General features: G+C 61.7%; 12 protein-coding genes. 4 read left to right on the top strand and 8 right to left on the bottom strand.

Translation table 11 applies throughout. The features are described 5' to 3' along the window. The first annotated feature begins 214 nt into the window (after positions 1 to 214). Positions 215 to 1,777 (top strand): EAL domain-containing protein, encoded by a 1,563-nt coding sequence (locus ACN0SO_RS06740; RefSeq protein WP_417675843.1) that lies wholly within the window; start codon positions 215 to 217, stop codon positions 1,775 to 1,777. Positions 1,778 to 2,117: 340 nt separating this feature from the next. Here ACN0SO_RS06740 and ACN0SO_RS06745 read toward each other — a convergent pair whose 3' ends face one another. The 5 genes from ACN0SO_RS06745 to ileS all read right to left on the bottom strand — a co-directional run bounded on the left by ACN0SO_RS06745 (position 2,118) and on the right by ileS (position 9,403). After that, positions 2,118 to 3,446: a M16 family metallopeptidase gene (locus ACN0SO_RS06745; RefSeq protein WP_417675845.1), complete on the bottom strand. Its 1,329-nt coding sequence runs from the start codon at positions 3,444 to 3,446 to the stop codon at positions 2,118 to 2,120. A gap of 3 nt (positions 3,447 to 3,449) precedes the next feature. Beyond that, positions 3,450 to 4,844 carry a M16 family metallopeptidase gene (locus tag ACN0SO_RS06750; protein ID WP_417675847.1) on the bottom strand — a complete coding sequence of 465 codons (1,395 nt, stop codon included), beginning with the start codon at positions 4,842 to 4,844 and terminating at the stop codon, positions 3,450 to 3,452. Between the two features lie 217 nt (positions 4,845 to 5,061). After that, a complete protein-coding gene (locus ACN0SO_RS06755) occupies positions 5,062 to 5,766 on the bottom strand; it encodes a hypothetical protein (protein ID WP_417675849.1) in 705 nt (234 codons plus the stop codon). Positions 5,767 to 5,866: 100 nt separating this feature from the next. Continuing rightward, a complete protein-coding gene (lspA, locus tag ACN0SO_RS06760; protein ID WP_417675851.1) occupies positions 5,867 to 6,409 on the bottom strand; it encodes a signal peptidase II in 543 nt (180 codons plus the stop codon). A 33-nt stretch (positions 6,410 to 6,442) separates the two neighbouring features. Beyond that, positions 6,443 to 9,403, bottom strand: a complete 2,961-nt coding sequence (gene ileS / locus ACN0SO_RS06765) for an isoleucine--tRNA ligase (RefSeq protein WP_417676404.1) — start codon at positions 9,401 to 9,403, stop codon at positions 6,443 to 6,445. Positions 9,404 to 9,768: 365 nt separating this feature from the next. On the opposite strand from ileS, the gene ACN0SO_RS06770 reads away from it, so the two are divergent. Further along, positions 9,769 to 10,965: a glycosyltransferase family 87 protein gene (locus ACN0SO_RS06770; protein ID WP_417675853.1), complete on the top strand. Its 1,197-nt coding sequence runs from the start codon at positions 9,769 to 9,771 to the stop codon at positions 10,963 to 10,965. Here ACN0SO_RS06770 and ACN0SO_RS06775 read toward each other — a convergent pair. The 3 genes from ACN0SO_RS06775 to ACN0SO_RS06785 form a co-directional block, all read right to left on the bottom strand. After that, positions 10,955 to 11,902 carry a DMT family transporter gene (locus ACN0SO_RS06775; protein WP_417675855.1) on the bottom strand — a complete coding sequence of 316 codons (948 nt, stop codon included), beginning with the start codon at positions 11,900 to 11,902 and terminating at the stop codon, positions 10,955 to 10,957. The genes ACN0SO_RS06770 and ACN0SO_RS06775 overlap by 11 nt on opposite strands. Next, a complete protein-coding gene (locus ACN0SO_RS06780) occupies positions 11,899 to 12,897 on the bottom strand; it encodes a bifunctional riboflavin kinase/FAD synthetase (RefSeq protein ID WP_417675857.1) in 999 nt (332 codons plus the stop codon). The genes ACN0SO_RS06775 and ACN0SO_RS06780 overlap by 4 nt, the downstream gene beginning before the upstream one ends. Before the next feature lie 193 nt (positions 12,898 to 13,090). Then, positions 13,091 to 13,537 carry a MaoC family dehydratase gene (locus tag ACN0SO_RS06785; RefSeq protein WP_417675859.1) on the bottom strand — a complete coding sequence of 149 codons (447 nt, stop codon included), beginning with the start codon at positions 13,535 to 13,537 and terminating at the stop codon, positions 13,091 to 13,093. A 250-nt stretch (positions 13,538 to 13,787) separates the two neighbouring features. Between ACN0SO_RS06785 and ACN0SO_RS06790 the strand changes: the two genes are divergently transcribed. Both ACN0SO_RS06790 and ACN0SO_RS06795 read left to right on the top strand, forming a co-directional pair. Further along, positions 13,788 to 14,171, top strand: a complete 384-nt coding sequence (locus tag ACN0SO_RS06790; protein WP_006935666.1) for a response regulator — start codon at positions 13,788 to 13,790, stop codon at positions 14,169 to 14,171. Positions 14,172 to 14,348: 177 nt separating this feature from the next. Continuing rightward, positions 14,349 to 15,014, top strand: coding sequence for a chemotaxis protein (locus ACN0SO_RS06795; protein ID WP_417675862.1), 666 nt, complete (start codon positions 14,349 to 14,351; stop codon positions 15,012 to 15,014). Positions 15,015 to 15,027 lie beyond the last annotated feature (13 nt).

Here is a 15,027-nt window from a genome sequence, read left to right on the forward strand (position 1 = left end):
TCCGCTCCTCCTTGCGGATCGCGGGAAAACATGCGCAATCGGACGGAAACCGGATCGCATAATCGGGGACAACCGCGAGAATCCGCCCGATGGCCTCTGGAAGGGATTCGGAAGCGGCCAATTCTTAAGGCATGATTAACGGTGAATTTGTGATTCGAGTTGAGAGCGTTTTGCGAAAATGGGCCGCACGGCGACCATATTCATAGCGATATGCATGAGCGTGATTGCGCTTTCCGCAGCGGCGGTGCTGGTGTTCCAGTTCGGCAGGCCGTTCGGGGAAGCGGTGTCGCTCTCGCTGGCCTTGATGTGCACGATGATCATGTTCCACCTGCTCGTTGCCAGGGCGACGGACCGGAGCGCGGTGAGCGATACCGTGGATCGTCTGGAAGACCGGATGGTGGAACTCGACGAGGACGTGGGCAATCTGGAAGGGCGCCTGACCGGCGTCGAGCGCAACATTCCCCGTCGGACACGTGAGGAAATCGATCCGCTGTTCGCCGAAGTGGAGGTCCTGGGGTCTCTGGTCAAGCAGATGGCAGAGGCTATGACCGATCTCGAAACCCGGTTCGATGACCAGCAACGCCTGGCTCCGCCACCGGCCGCGCCAGGCCTGCCCGACTACCGGACACCCGTATCGTCCTATAATGCGGGTGGGACGGCTTCCAGACCGGTCCGGAGTGTTCCGCCCCTGGATGATCCCTATCGATCTCAGAATTCCCGCATGGAACCGGAGATGAGGGCGACCGATTACGGCAGGGGGGGCGACTACGGTGGTGCCCCCGATTATGCCGGGGGCGATGAGTATGGTCGGCCCTATGGCGCTTCGGACCATGAAACCGCGTCCGGTATTCGTCGGGACGAACAGGCCGCGCGTTCGGCATATCTCCCCCAGGAACAGGATCCGTACGACGCGTCCGAAGCTGCCGGTGTTTTCGATGGCGGCGGCGAATACGCAGCAGACCTCGGCCGAAAGGCGGAGCCGCAGCCGGATCCCGCAATGCGGGAGCTGATTACCGCGGCGTTGAACGCGAACCGCGTCGAACTGCATCTGCAGCCGATCGTCACCTTGCCGCAGCGCCAGGTGAAATACTACGAAGCCTTCACGAGACTGCGCGATAGCCAGGGCGAACTGATTGCGGCAGGAACCTTCCTGCCCGAAGCGGTTCGGGCCGGACTGATCGCCCGTATTGACAATCTGCTTCTGTTCCGGTCGATCCAGGTAATCCGCCGTCTTACGTCCCGAAACCGCAATGCCGCGCTTTTCTGCAATATTTCGTCCTCATCCCTGGTGGACGAGACCTTTTTCCCCGGGTTCCTGGACTTCGCCAGCGCCAACAAGAACATCGCCGATGTTCTGATTTTCGAGTTTGCCCAGGACGATGTGTCCAGAATGGGTGTCGTGGAGATGGAAAGCCTGAACGCGCTTGCGGAAATCGGCTTCCACTTTTCCATCGATCGCATCACCGACATGAAGATGGATTTCAAGTCCCTCGCGCAGCGCGGCTTCAAGTTCGCCAAGCTCCAGGCCGATTTCCTCATCGGTCGCCGGTCCGCGGACCACGGACACATTCATCCGTCGGACTTCGGCGATCTCCTGCATCGGTATGGCATGGAACTGATCACCGACCACGTGGAGACCGAAAGTCAGGTGCTGGAACTTCTCGACTACGAGGTCAAGCTGGCCCAGGGCAACCTGTTCTCGCCCCCGCGCCCCGTGCGATCGGAAGTCCTGCAGGGCGCGCCGGCTCCCGCGCCGCGCAAGCGGGCAGCCGGCTAGAGTATCGGGCGATAACTTTGAAACATTTGACGGGTGCGCTTTTGTCTGCTGACAAGGCGGATTGCGCGCGGTGGTGTTTCCCACCACAAGCGTGAGCCCCACAAGCGCGAGAAAACGCAGTCAGCCGGGCCCTTCGGGTGTCAGCAAGCAGCCCATCGGCCGCGTTGCGCCGCTTGCACGATGCACCGCATCGCACTTCACGGCGCGACTCGCTCTAGCGCCCGATGCTCGGCTTCATTTCTACATTCGGTAAAAGGCGTGTTGCCGGTAAGACGGGATCATCCCGTTCCGGGAGCGCGCACGGAAAAGCGCGTCGCGTTCCCGGACCCCTTCGTGATGCTTAGTCGGTTGCCGGTCCGACCGAAACGACGGTCGGTTCCTTCCCGGCCAGCAGGCGTTGCGCCACCCGGTTCACATCATCGAGCGTAACGGCTTCGATCTCGCTGTTGCGGCGGTCGAAGTAGTCGATGCCCAAGTCGGCATTCTGCAGGGCAACGAGCTGACTGGCGATCTTGCCCGAAGAATCGAACCTCAACGCATAGGACCCGGTCAGATAGCGCTTGGCGCTGTCGAGTTCCGCCTGCGTCGGTCCCTTGGTGGCCATCCGGTCGATCTGTTCCAGGACGATTTTCAGGGTTTCGTCGGCCCGGTCGGCACGGGTCGCGGTCGACCCGAGGACCAATCCCATATGATCGTAAGGGATCAGGGACGTGTTCACGCCATAGGCCAGCCCGCGCTTTTCACGTACTTCCTCATAGAGCCAGGACGTGAAGCTGCCGCCGCCCAGAATGTGGTTCATCACATAGGCCGCCTGGTAGTCCGGATCGTCCCGCTTCAGGCCCGGCAGTCCGAACATCAGGGTGGTTTGCGGAACCTGCAGGGATTTGGAAACCTGGAGGCCGGTCTTTGCCATTACCTCCGGGATCGCTGACAGGTCGCCGTCTTCCGGCAGGTCGGCAAACACGCGATCGAGCAGGGACGCCAGCGTTTTTGCATCGATCGCGCCGACCACGCCGATCGTCAGGTCAGAACGGGCTACAAGCCGTTTGTGCTGCTGGACGAGGTCCTCCGGCGTCAATGTTTCGAGACTTTCCGGGGTGCCGCCGGTCGGTCGGGCGTAAGGATGATCGCCAAGGGCGGCCTCGGTGTAGCTGAGGGCGGCGATCGCATCGGCATCTTCCGCGTTCCGCTTCGCACTTGAAATAAGCTGCGCTTTCATCCGCCCGACCGCTTCCGCGTCGAAACGCGGCTTCGTGAGGGCGAGGTGCAGCAGCTCGAAAGCTTCGTCCCGCGTCGGCGTCAATGTGCGCAGGTTGCCGTAGAACCGGTCCTTTCCGGCGTCGAAGCTGATGGTAACGGCAAGCTCCTCCAGACGGGCCTGAAAGGCCTGCGACGGGAGGTCACCAGCGCCTTCGTCCAGGGTTGCCGCCAGGAGCCGTGTCAGGCCTTCCTTGCCCTTCGGATCCTGGGCCGCACCGCCATTGAACGAGAAATTCACCGCGATCTGAGGGATCGTGTGGTCCTCGACCAGCCACGCTTCGATGCCGCCCGGGCTGACGACTTTCTGAATTTCGACGGCCTGCGCCGGCAGAACGTACAGGGAGGCTGCAAACAGGCTCAGGCAACCTGCGGTCAGAACACCCAGGCTTTTTTCAAAAAGAGCACGCATGGTTCAGGACTTTCCTTTCGCTTCTGCGGAGCCGGCGGTCCCTGTCCGGGTTTCCTTGACCGGTTCGGCGTGCTTCAGCAGGCCCGTTACCGGTGAGCCCGACAGATAGGTGCGGGCCGCATCCTGCACGTCCTGTGCGGTGACGTCCTGAACCTGCTGTGGCCAGGTCTGTACGTTTTCCAGGGTCTGTCCCGTCGTCAGTGCGCTGCCGAATATCCTGGCAAGGCTCATCTGACTGTCCTGGGCATAGATGGCATCCGCGACCATGCTGTGTTTGGCCCGGTTCAATTCGTCTTGAGTGACGCCATCCTTGATGAGCTTGTGCAATTCCTCGGTGAACAGGGTTTCGAGTTCATCAAGGGAATGCCCTGTGGCGGGCGTCCCGTAAAATCCGAACTTGCCCTGATCCAGTGCATCGCCCTGATAATAGCTTCCCGCATTGATGGCGATCTTGCTGTCAAGCACGGCGGATTTGTAGAGGCGGCTGGTCGGTCCTCCGCCGAGAATATAGGACAGAACGTCGAAGGACACGGAGACCCGGCCTTCGCCGGTCGTCTGGCTCGGTACGATCCATGTCTGGGACAGGCTTTCCTGGCGGACGCGCGCATCGGAAACCGAAACCGTTCGTTCTCCCGTCAGCGGCGGTTCGGCGGGGCGGATCCGGGCACCCGGTTCCGCACGGCGCGCGACCTTGCCGTAGGTTTCTTCGGCCAGTTTCCGGACCTCGTCGGCCGTCACGTCTCCGGCAACCACCAGCACCGCGTTGTTCGGCGTGTAGAACCGGTCATAGAAGGCGATGACCGCTTTCCTGTTGAGCGCCTGGATCTCGTGTTCCCATCCGATCACCGGCGAGCCGTAGGGATGATTGACGAAAAGCGTCGCGTTCATGGTTTCGCGCAGTTTCGAAGCGGGTTCGCTGTCGACCCGCATCCGGCGCTCTTCCAGGACCACATCCCGTTCCGCCCCGATCATGTCGTCGGTCAGGAGGAGGTCTTCCATGCGATCCGCCTCCATTTCCATCATCAGCGGCAGGTGCTCCTTGGCAACCCGCTGGAAGTAGGCGGTGTAGTCCGTGGTGGTGAATGCGTTCTCCTGGCCTCCGAGCTCGGCGACCATCTTGGAAAAAGCCCCGTCAGGATGCTTGGCCGTGCCTTTGAACATAAGATGCTCAAGGAAGTGCGCCACGCCGGACTGGCCTTCCGGCTCGTCGGCAGATCCGGCCTTGTACCAGATCATATGGGTGACCACCGGTGCCCTGTGGTCGGGGATAACCACGACCTCAAGCCCGTTCTCGAGCGTGAAGTGGCTGAGGTTCGGCGCGATCTTCAAAGTTGCCGCGGGCTCGGCCGGGACAACAGGCTCCGCCGCATGGGCGGACAGACCGGGCGCAACGCTCAAGAGGCCGGCGATGCAGAATGCAAGTGCCGGTGCTGTCAGGCGATTTTGTTTTCTAGGAACTGCGTGGGTCTCGAAACAGGGCACATTCGTCTCCGGTTTTTATCGGTTCCGCAGGCCCTTGAGTTTTCAGGACCTGCACAGGCTCCACCTTCTCATATAGAGTGGTGTCCCGCGCCGGTCCCGTTAATTATTGGTCATATTGATCAGGCAACTCCGCCTAGCGCTCATAATCCTTACACTTGAGGCTTCGGTTGCTGCCCGAGCAGGCAATTTCGCTGCTGACGCGCGCAGCGGTGTCGTCGGTCTCGACGATTTCAGGCAACGGTGCACCGCCTGCAGGCGTGCTGTATTCGCTCGGCGGCTCGATCAGGTAACGCCGGGCCAGTTTGTCCTGCGCATTTCCGGCCGCCTGTTGCTTCAACTCGCCAGCTGCCGTGTTCTGCGCCTTCATTTCTTCCGGGGTCATCCGGGCGCCGTCTTCCAGCTCGTTCTGACGCTTCTCGGCGGCAAAATCGCGCGGCTTCGTGTTGTAGATGTTGATCCCGCGCGCCTGTTCCGGCGTCAACCGCGTGTTCTCGTTGCCGTCGTGCCCGCCGACGTTCTTTTTCGCGTAGAGCGCCTTTACAGCTTCATAGTCGTCGGCCTTCTGCGCTTGCGGCCAGTTTTCGGATTGCGACCCGGCAACCTTGGTTTCAGGCTTCGGCAGTGCGGTCGGTTCAGCCGGCATGGCCAGCGGCGCACGCGGCTTGTAATCGATCGGCTTTGCTTTCGGATCGACGGCGCCAAGCCCGGACATGATCGCACTGACCATGGCCGTATCGGGAGCCTGGGTCGTTCCATCGGCAGCCTGGCATGCGGCCAAGGCGAAAAGGGCCAGTAGGGCGACCGGGCGTGAAAGCGTTCTCAAATACGTCCGCAGCACCGCAGACTCCTTAGTTTTCATCAAGGCGATTCCCGCCGCATACCTTCGGGCACGCAGCCGGACTCAGCCTGAGTTCCTGATCAGTCCGCCCAATAGAGACTCATTTTGCGGCTGAATTAGGACCGGATTTCAACCCGTCATACAGCAGTCCGCAAACTCCGGCAACGATCCATACGTCGGCGAAGTTAAAGACGTACCATGAGAAATCGCCGACATGGAAATGGATGAAGTCGACGACGGCGCCGTAGGCGAGGCGGTCGATGCCGTTGCCGATCGCGCCGCTGATCACCAGAGCCAGCGCCAGGGCAAGGAAACGGTGGCCCGCGCGGACCGACCAGATCCAAAGTCCAACGGCGGCAATCAGGGTTGCGGCTGCCAGACCCCAGCGCCCGATCGCGCCGTCCTGCTGGAACAGGCCATAGGAAATGCCCCTGTTCCAGACCAGGGTCAGATCCAGGATCGGAAGCAGCGGAACCGGTCCGCGTCCCGCAAGACCGAAGCCGTGGAGGAGCCACAGCTTCGAAGCCTGGTCCAGCACCAGTCCCGCAAGGGCGACGACAAGAACGAAACCGCTCTGCCGCCCCCAGGTCCAGCGGGCCGTCCAGGAGGCCGAAGAGGCTTGTGCGGTTTCGCTATCGCTCATCGACGGTTCCATTGTCCTTTGCCGGTTTCGCGATCAGGCGGGCTGATGGGCCGCGTCCCATTCCCGCAGGGCCGCCGCATCGCGAAGCGTTACGTCCGGGTAGTCAGGATCGGATCCGACTTCCGGCAGGATCTTCCACGACCGGGCGCATTTCCGCCCCTCGGCAAGTCCCGGAACGACGGCAACACCCGGCGTGTCGTCCAGCGTGAAGGCGCCTGCAGGCGCCGGATCGGCACTCAGGGTCAATTGGCTGGTGATGGCGATATCGGCCATGTCCTTGCCTTCCAGAGCTGCCATCAGCGCCGGATCGGTCACATGGACCACCGGATGGGCCTCCAGGGAGGACCCGATCCGCTTTTCCCGGCGCTCCACTTCGAGCGCCCCGGTGATCACGCGGCGGACGGTCCGGATCTTGGCCCATTTCGCCGCCAGTGCATCGTCGCGCCAGTCGGCCGGAACCGCCGGGAACTGTTCCAGATGGACGCAAGCGCCGTCTCCGTAGCGCGATGTCCACGTTTCTTCCATGGTGAAGGGCAGCATCGGCGCCATCCAGGTCACCAGGCAGTTGAACAGCTTGTCGATCACGTAGAGGGACGCCTTGCGGCGCACCGAGGAGGCCGCGTCGCAGTAAAGCGCATCCTTGCGGATGTCGAAATAAAACGCCGACAGCTCCACCGTCATGAAGGTGAACAGGTGGTGGAAGATACGCTTGTAGTCGAAGTCCCAATAGGCCTTGCGGACCAGATCGTCGAGCTCGGCCAACCGGTGCAGCATCAGCCGTTCCAGCTCCGGCATGTCTGCAAGGGCGATCTCTTCGTTGGTCGCGTGGGCGAGCGAACCCAGCATCCAGCGCAGGGTGTTGCGCAGCTTGCGATAGCTGTCGACGCTGGTCTTGATGATCTCCGGGCCGATGCGCTGGTCTTCCGCATAATCCGAGGAGGCCACCCACAGGCGCAGGATGTCGGCGCCATATTGCTTGATGATATCCTGCGGGAACACCTGGTTGCCGAGCGACTTGGACATCTTGCGTCCGTCCTCGGCCATGGTGAAGCCGTGGGTCAGGACAGCGTCGTAAGGCGCATGGCCCCGTGTGCCGCAGCCTTCCAGCAGCGAGGAGTGGAACCAGCCGCGATGCTGGTCGGACCCTTCCAGGTAAAGCACATAGTCGTCGCCTCCGAGACCCTTGCGGTTCGGCATCAGGTCTTCGCGCCTTTCCAGGCAAAAGGCATGGGTGGAGCCGGAGTCGAACCAGACGTCCAGAATGTCCGTGACCATCTCCCAGTCGTCGGCCTTGTGGTCGTTGCCGAGGAACCGTTCCTTGGCCCCGTCCGCGAACCAGGCATCGGCGCCCTCGGAAACGAAAGCTTCGTAGATGCGGGCGTTGACCGCCTCGTCCTTCAGGACCTCCGCCGTGTCCTTGTGGATGAACACCGTGATCGGCACGCCCCAGGCGCGCTGGCGCGACAGCACCCAGTCGGGCCGGTTTTCGATCATCGACCGCAACCGGTTCTGGCCGGAGGCGGGAGCGAACCGGGTGTTGTCGATCGCATTCAGCGCACGGACCCGCAACGTGTCGCCCTTGCCGTCGATATCGCGGTCCATATAGACGAACCACTGCGGCGTGTTGCGGAAGATGATCGGCTTCTTCGACCGCCAGGAATGGGGATACTGGTGCTTCAGCCGGCCGAGGCCGATCAGGCAGCCGCTTTCCTTCAGCGCCTCGATCACGGCCTTGTTGGCCTTGCCCTTCTCACCCTTGTGGGTGATTACCTGGTTGCCTTCGAAGCCTGGCGCATCCTTGGTGTAGAAACCATCGTCGGCGACGGTGAACGGGATCGCGGTGTCGATGCCGCGGGCATCCAGCTCGCGGGCATTCGCCATCCAGATCTCGAAGTCGTCCGCGCCGTGGCCCGGTGCGGTGTGAACGAACCCGGTGCCGGCATCGTCGGTGACGTGATCGCCGTCCAGAACGGGAACGTCGAACTGATAGCCGCCGAGGTCCAGGTCGCGAAGCGGATGGGCAAGCGTCACCGAGGCCAGTTCTTCCGGCGTCACGGCGCGCACATGCTCGTAGCGCTCCACCCGGGACTGTTCGAAGACGGCAGCGGCCAGCGCGTCGGCCAGGATCAGCTTGTCGCCCTTCTGGACCCAGTTTTCTTCCGGCAGGTCGTCCTGGGTGACCTCGTAAAGGCCGTAATGGATCCTGGAAGAGAAGCAGACCGCCCGGTTGCCCGGGATCGTCCAGGGGGTCGTGGTCCAGATGACGACGGAGGCATCCAGCAGTTCGTCGGCTTCCGCCTCACTGGTGCCGCCGGCCTCGACCACCGGGAACTTCACCCAGATCGTGTCCGACTGGTAGTCGTGATATTCGATTTCCGCCTCGGCCAGGGCGGTCTTTTCCACCACGGACCACATCACCGGCTTGGAGCCGCGGTAAAGCTGGCCGGACATGGCGAACTTCATCAGTTCCTGCGCGATCACCGCCTCGCTCTCGAAGCGCATGGTGAGATACGGGTTCTCCCAGTCGCCCTCGATGCCGAGACGCTTGAACTCCTCGCGCTGCACGCCGATCCAGTGCTCGGCGAATTCGCGGCATTCCTGGCGGAATTCGTTGACCGGAACCTCGTCCTTGTTCTTGCCCTTGGCGCGGTACTGTTCCTCGATCTTCCATTCGATCGGCAGGCCATGGCAGTCCCAGCCGGGGACATAGTTGGAGTCCCAGCCAGTCATCTGCATGGAGCGGGTGACGATGTCCTTCAGCGTCTTGTTCAGCGCGTGGCCGATGTGGATGTTGCCGTTGGCGTAGGGCGGGCCGTCATGGAGGATGAACTTGTTCCGGCCGGTGCCGGCCTCCCGGAGCTTCTTGTAAAGGTTCATCTCCTGCCAGCGCTGAAGGATTTCCGGCTCCTTCTTGGGGAGACCGGCGCGCATGGGAAAGTCGGTCTTGGGCAGGTTCAGGGTTTCTGAATAGTCGCGTTCAGGTGTCTCGGTCATCACGTATGGGATCCGGTCGGAGAGGCGCACGGCGGGTTTGAGAATGAGCCCCGTGCGCGCTGCTACGGTCATTGTCGGCTGCACGGCGATCGGAAGATGCCGGCCATGAGAGATTTATCCCGGTCCTTGGGCGCCGCAGGGATGCGTCAGCCGAAGGCCGGGCCGGTAATTCGACGGTGCTGCAGCAGGGTGCAGTCTCTTTTGTAGTCGAGCCAGCGAAGCATGCGCAGGACATAGCAGCACTTTGTCGATGAATAAAGTCATTCCGCGCATTGGCGCGCATGATCGCGCGCCGTGCCCGCCTCAAATCGTTTCTTAACGCTCCTGCCGTACGAACGGCCAGGGAAGTGGCAACGGATGGGACGATGATCGAGGCATTGAGGCAGGGGCGCTGGGCGACCCGCGACCGGCTGGTTCCGGCCGGGTTCATGGCCCTTGCGGGTTATGTCATCGTCCTCGGCTATCTCTATATCTATCCGGGTATCCTGACCGCGCCGGGGGGAACCGCCGTCGTCAGTGACTTCCTGAGCTTCTGGGTCGCGGCGCGAGAAGCCGTCGGCGGGGCTCCGGCCACACCCTACCGAACCGAGGATTTCGCGGCCCTCCAGGCGGCCTACATCGGTGCCGGCCACTATTTCGCATTCTTCTATCCGCCGACATTCCTCCTGATGCTCCTGCCGCTCGGCCTGTTGGGGGGCGTTGCCGCCTACTGGATCTTTCAGCTTGCCGCTGCCCTTGCGGCCGGATGGGCATGTAGCCGGATCATGCGCCACTGGCACGGGTTCCTTCTGGCAGCCGCCCTGCCGACCAGCTTCAACACCTACTTCTATGGACAGAATTCCCTGCTGGCCGCGGCGTTCCTCGGAGCCGGCCTGGTCATGCTGGCGGAAAAACGGCACATTCTGGCAGGCGTCTTTATCGGCCTGATGACCTTCAAGCCGCAATTGGGCGTGCTCATTCCCTTCGCCCTGATTGCGGGCGGATATTGGCGCACGTTTTTGGCTGCGGCGGTGACGACCGTGCTGCTTGCCGCGCTCAGTTGGTACGTGTTCGGCACCGGAACCTGGGAGGCCTTTTTCGCTCAGGCCGGCTTTGCGCAGAAAACGCTCAACCTTGGTCTGGTGGACCTGCACAAGATGATTTCGGTTTACGCCGCCGCAAGACAAGTCGGCGCACCGATCCAACTGGCCTACGGCCTCCAGGCTCTGACCGCGTTCGCAGCCCTGGTTACGGTCTGGCTGTCCTGGCGAAGCCGCGCTCCGTTTGCGGCGAAGGCCATCGTTCTCGTCGCCGCCGGCCTGCTGGCGACACCCTTTGCGCTGTCCTATGACCTCGCCCTTCTGGCGGTCGCACTGGCCTTTCTGCTTCGCTTCGGCCAGACCGAAAGCCTGCCGTCCTGGAGCGCAACGCTTGCCCTCGTTGTCGTGCTGATGGCGGCAGGAACCCGCATTGCGGGCGAGGTGGGTTTCCCGTTTCTGGGGCCGATCCTGCTGACGATCACGATCTGGATCGGCTGGCGCTGTGCCATTGAAACGAAAGATAGTGAGACGGTCAGAGCTTAGCGGCGGGCTGGTTTGCCCGGCGCTTGTTCAGCGCCCGCTCGCGCTGGGTGATGTAGAGCCCGCTGCCGACGATGAGCGCAATGCCGATCCAGGTCGGCCCGTCCGGAAAATCGCCGAACACCAGAAAGCCAAACAGTGTCGCGCTGACGATCTCCAGATATTGCAGCGGCGCCAGCAGGGCCGCTTCGCCTCTCTGGAAGGCTGCGACGACCAGACCGTGGCCGACGAAGGAAATCGCCCCGATGGCGAACAGAAACCCGGTCTGGTTCAGATTCGGAACCGCGAAGGCGTAGTCCGGATCGCCCAACAGTGTGCCAACCGCCAGGGCTCCCCCCAGCACGATGCTTCCTGCCATGCCGGCACTGAACTGGATGGCCAGAAGCCCGTCGGAGCCTGCGTAGAGCCGGTTGAGCAGCAGATAGCTGGCAAAGAAAGTTGCGGCCAGCAGCGGCAGCAGGCTCGCCGGGCCGATCTCCAGAAAGCTCGGCCGCAGGATGATCAGCGCGCCGGCAAGCCCGGTGAGGATGGCCGTGATCCGGCGCGGCCCGACCTTTTCCTTCAGGATCAGGGCAGCCAGGACCGTCAGGATCATCGGCTCGACGAAGAAGATCGAGATCGCGGTTGCGACCGGCATGTATTTGACGGCGGTGAAGAAACACAGAACCGCCGCCGACAGCAGGACACCGCGCAGGTAATTGACCGCGGGCCGTTTGCTGCGAAGACCTTTCAGGTTCCAGGTCAGCAGGGCGGCCGCCAAAGAAATCAGGAGCTGGAACACGAACCGGCCGAAGGTGACCTCCAGCGGCGGCAGCGACAGGGCGAGATACTTGGCGATAACGTCCATGATCGGCACGATCATCATGGCGCAGGACATCAGCGACAGGGCGACGAGATTGTTGTCCTGGCTCGAGCCGGACGTGCTCGTCGGGCCGGTCATCTGTCGAACTCGAAAAGCGTCAGGTCGACCGGCGAGATCGGATGCAGCGAGGCAAGGGCCGCGCGTGCCTCCTCGCTGTCCCGGTCCATCTGGGCGATCAGCGCGTCGAGGGAATCGAATTTCTCCTCGCTCCGCAGAAAGGAAACGAGATGCACCCGGAGCGTCTCGCCGTAAAGGTCGCCCTTGAAATCGAACAGGAACACTTCCAGCAGTGGCGCGCCATTGTCGAAGGTCGGGCGCCGGCCGTAATTCGCCACACCGTCAAAGACGCCTTTCGGCGTCCTGACCCGGACCGCGTAGATCCCGTGTTTGAGCGGGCAATGCGGATCGAGTTGCAGGTTTGCCGTCGGATATCCCAGGTCCCGGCCCCGCTTGTCGCCGTGCCGCACTTCGGCGTCCACGAACCACCGGTAACCGAGCAGGCCGTTGGCAAGGATCAGTTCGCCGTTTGCCAGACACTCCCTGATCCGCGATGACGAAATGGTTTCTTCCGCTTCGTCCTGTTCGGCCTGAACGATGGTGACGCCAAAGCCGTGCTTCTGGCCCGATGACCGGAGAAAATCCGGGGTTCCCGCCCTGGCCCGGCCGAAATGGAAATCATAACCGGTTACCGCATGGCTGATTCCGAGGCGATCGATCAGGATGTTGCCGACAAAGTCGGACGCCTCGATTCCGGCGAAGTCACGGGTGAACGGCAGCACCAGGACGCCATCCAGACCGCAGGCCCTCAGGATATCCGCCTTCTGGTCGCGCGGCGTCAGGCGGAAGACGGGATTGTCCGGATTGAAGACGGTGCGCGGGTGCGGCTCGAACGTCATGGCAAAGACCGGAACGCCGTCCTTGCGCCCTTCTGCGAGCGCGGCTTCCAGAACGGCCCGGTGCCCGCGGTGAACCCCGTCGAAATTGCCGATGGCAACCACGCCGCCCTTGAGGTGGTCGGGAAAGGCGTCGAGACCGGATATAACCGAAAATTCAGCCGGGTTTGCAGCGGACATTCAGGGTACCTTCGTGGCCGGGCAGAACCGGCCTCGCCCGGCTACCCTCTAATTGGGATACGTGAGCATCGTCCAATGCCGCGATTCCAAACGCGCTTTAAGGCAATGCGCGCTGGAAACTGCCGTCTCCGTCGCGAAAGGTCAAGCGCTGCTGTTGCCAAGGCAGACCGGCTGGAAGTTCGGTCGGGCCAGACTAAAGACCGGAGCGGTCTTCATCCGCGGAAGGAACCTTGACCAGGGCTTCGCCTTCCAGCACGACCATGTCGTCGACGCTACAAACGCAGGACAGCCGCGCCCGGTTGCCCCGTTCCATCAGCTCTTCCACCTTTACCGTGACCAGAACGTCGTCGCCGATCTTGACCGGGGCCTTGAAGTTCAGCGTCTGCGACAGATAGATCGCGCCGGGGCCGGGAAGACGGGTTCCCAGAACGGCGGAGATCAGGCTTGCGGTATAAAGACCGTGGGCGATGCGGGTCTTGAAAGGGGTTCGGGCCGCGAAGTGTTCGGAGAGATGGATCGGATTCCGGTCTCCGGAAACCTCGGCAAAACCGACCACGTCAGATGAACTCACATGCTTGAGCAGAGTTTCGGTCATGCCGACTTCGAGATCTTCGAAACAGAGTTTTTGCAGTTCAAGCATTGTGGGCCTTTTGTGGTTTTGTCTTGAGGATTCCAAGCAGAGAGACCCTAGGGGAGCGGTGTTAGGGCTGCAATTGGGCTTTGGGCGAAGAAAAAACTTGTCTTATTAACGGTCTTTTCAGGGGCTTGGCGTAATTTCGCTTGAGTATGGGGAGGCGAGGACACGTGAAGTGTCTCTCTCCTTTGAAGTCAGAACGCGTTTCCACGGCCCAAGGCCAGGGGCCGCGCCGATTGACAGTATGGAGTAGATGATGGCCCTTGATCTTCAGATGCCGGTCCTCGTGGTCGATGACTACAAGACGATGATCCGGATCATTCGGAACCTGCTCAAGCAGCTCGGTTTCGAAGATATTGATGATGCAGCAGATGGTACCGAAGCGCTCGAAAAAATGAAGCAGCGCCGCTACGGTCTGGTGATTTCCGACTGGAACATGGAACCGATGACCGGTTACGAGCTGCTGAAGCAGGTTCGCGCAGACGGCAGCCTCAGCAAGACCCCGTTCATCATGGTGACGGCGGAATCCAAGACGGAAAACGTGATCGCCGCCAAGAAGGCCGGCGTGAACAACTACATCGTGAAGCCGTTCAATGCGCAGACCTTGAAGGGCAAGATCGAAGCAGTCTTCTCCGACTAAACGGGCAACACGGGCGGAAACCGGCGCTCGGCCGGGTCTGCCTCCGGAATTGGAAGAGTTCGTTGATGAACTGGTGCGGGGGCATTGGCGCAACGAACTCCTGTTACCTATCCGAAACGCGAAACCGGATTTGCGATAGGGAACAGACAGGAAGCAAGGGCTGAGAAAATGGCCGCAATGAGCAAGGATAACGTGGCGCGAGTCATCGATTTCCTGCAAGAAAACAAGAACCGCGGCGGCGACGTGTCCCTGTCCGATGTCATGCATCTGGCCGAGGTCATGTCAGGCTCGATGCATGAGGTTCTGACCAAGATCCAGCCTGCCGTCACCGAGGAACTGACCGCGATAGCGCGCGAAATCTCCCGGATGAAGCAGGAAATCACGGACCTTCGGGCCGATGACATGAAGAACAGCCGCATTCCGGAAGCCGGACGCGAGCTGGACGCCATTGTCGAAGCCACCGAGGACGCGACCAACACCATCATGGAAGCGGCCGAGGAAATCATGAGTGCGGACGCAAGCGACCCGCAGGCCTATCAGGATTTCGTCAGCGGCAAGATGATCACGATTTTCGAAGCCTGTACGTTCCAGGACATCACCGGACAGCGGATTTCCAAGGTCGTCTCCACGCTCAACTTCATCGATGAGCGCGTGTCGGCGTTCGTGGACAAGCTCCGGCTGCCGGAAGGCGAGGGGATCTCCACCGAGGAAACCGAGGAGGAGCGGCGCAAGCGCGAACTCATCCTGCACGGGCCGCAGCATGCGGGCGAAGGCGTGTCCCAGTCGGATGTCGACGCCATGCTCGCCGAAGCCCAGAGCGAGATCGACAAGCTGTTCGACTGACCGTTTCCCGTCA

It is taken from the genome of Roseibium sp. (assembly GCF_048260565.1).
Lineage (GTDB): Bacteria > Pseudomonadota > Alphaproteobacteria > Rhizobiales > Stappiaceae > Roseibium.

Coding starts and splice junctions, on each gene's coding strand:
- ACN0SO_RS06740 (WP_417675843.1), top strand. CDS start 215: ATGAGCGTGATTGCGCTTTCCGCAGCGGCGGTGCTGGTGTTCCAGTTC.
- ACN0SO_RS06745 (WP_417675845.1), bottom strand. CDS start 3,446: ATGCGTGCTCTTTTTGAAAAAAGCCTGGGTGTTCTGACCGCAGGTTGC.
- lspA (WP_417675851.1), bottom strand. CDS start 6,409: ATGAGCGATAGCGAAACCGCACAAGCCTCTTCGGCCTCCTGGACGGCC.
- ileS (WP_417676404.1), bottom strand. CDS start 9,403: ATGACCGAGACACCTGAACGCGACTATTCAGAAACCCTGAACCTGCCC.
- ACN0SO_RS06770 (WP_417675853.1), top strand. CDS start 9,769: ATGATCGAGGCATTGAGGCAGGGGCGCTGGGCGACCCGCGACCGGCTG.
- ACN0SO_RS06775 (WP_417675855.1), bottom strand. CDS start 11,902: ATGACCGGCCCGACGAGCACGTCCGGCTCGAGCCAGGACAACAATCTC.
- ACN0SO_RS06780 (WP_417675857.1), bottom strand. CDS start 12,897: ATGTCCGCTGCAAACCCGGCTGAATTTTCGGTTATATCCGGTCTCGAC.
- ACN0SO_RS06785 (WP_417675859.1), bottom strand. CDS start 13,537: ATGCTTGAACTGCAAAAACTCTGTTTCGAAGATCTCGAAGTCGGCATG.
- ACN0SO_RS06790 (WP_006935666.1), top strand. CDS start 13,788: ATGGCCCTTGATCTTCAGATGCCGGTCCTCGTGGTCGATGACTACAAG.
- ACN0SO_RS06795 (WP_417675862.1), top strand. CDS start 14,349: ATGAGCAAGGATAACGTGGCGCGAGTCATCGATTTCCTGCAAGAAAAC.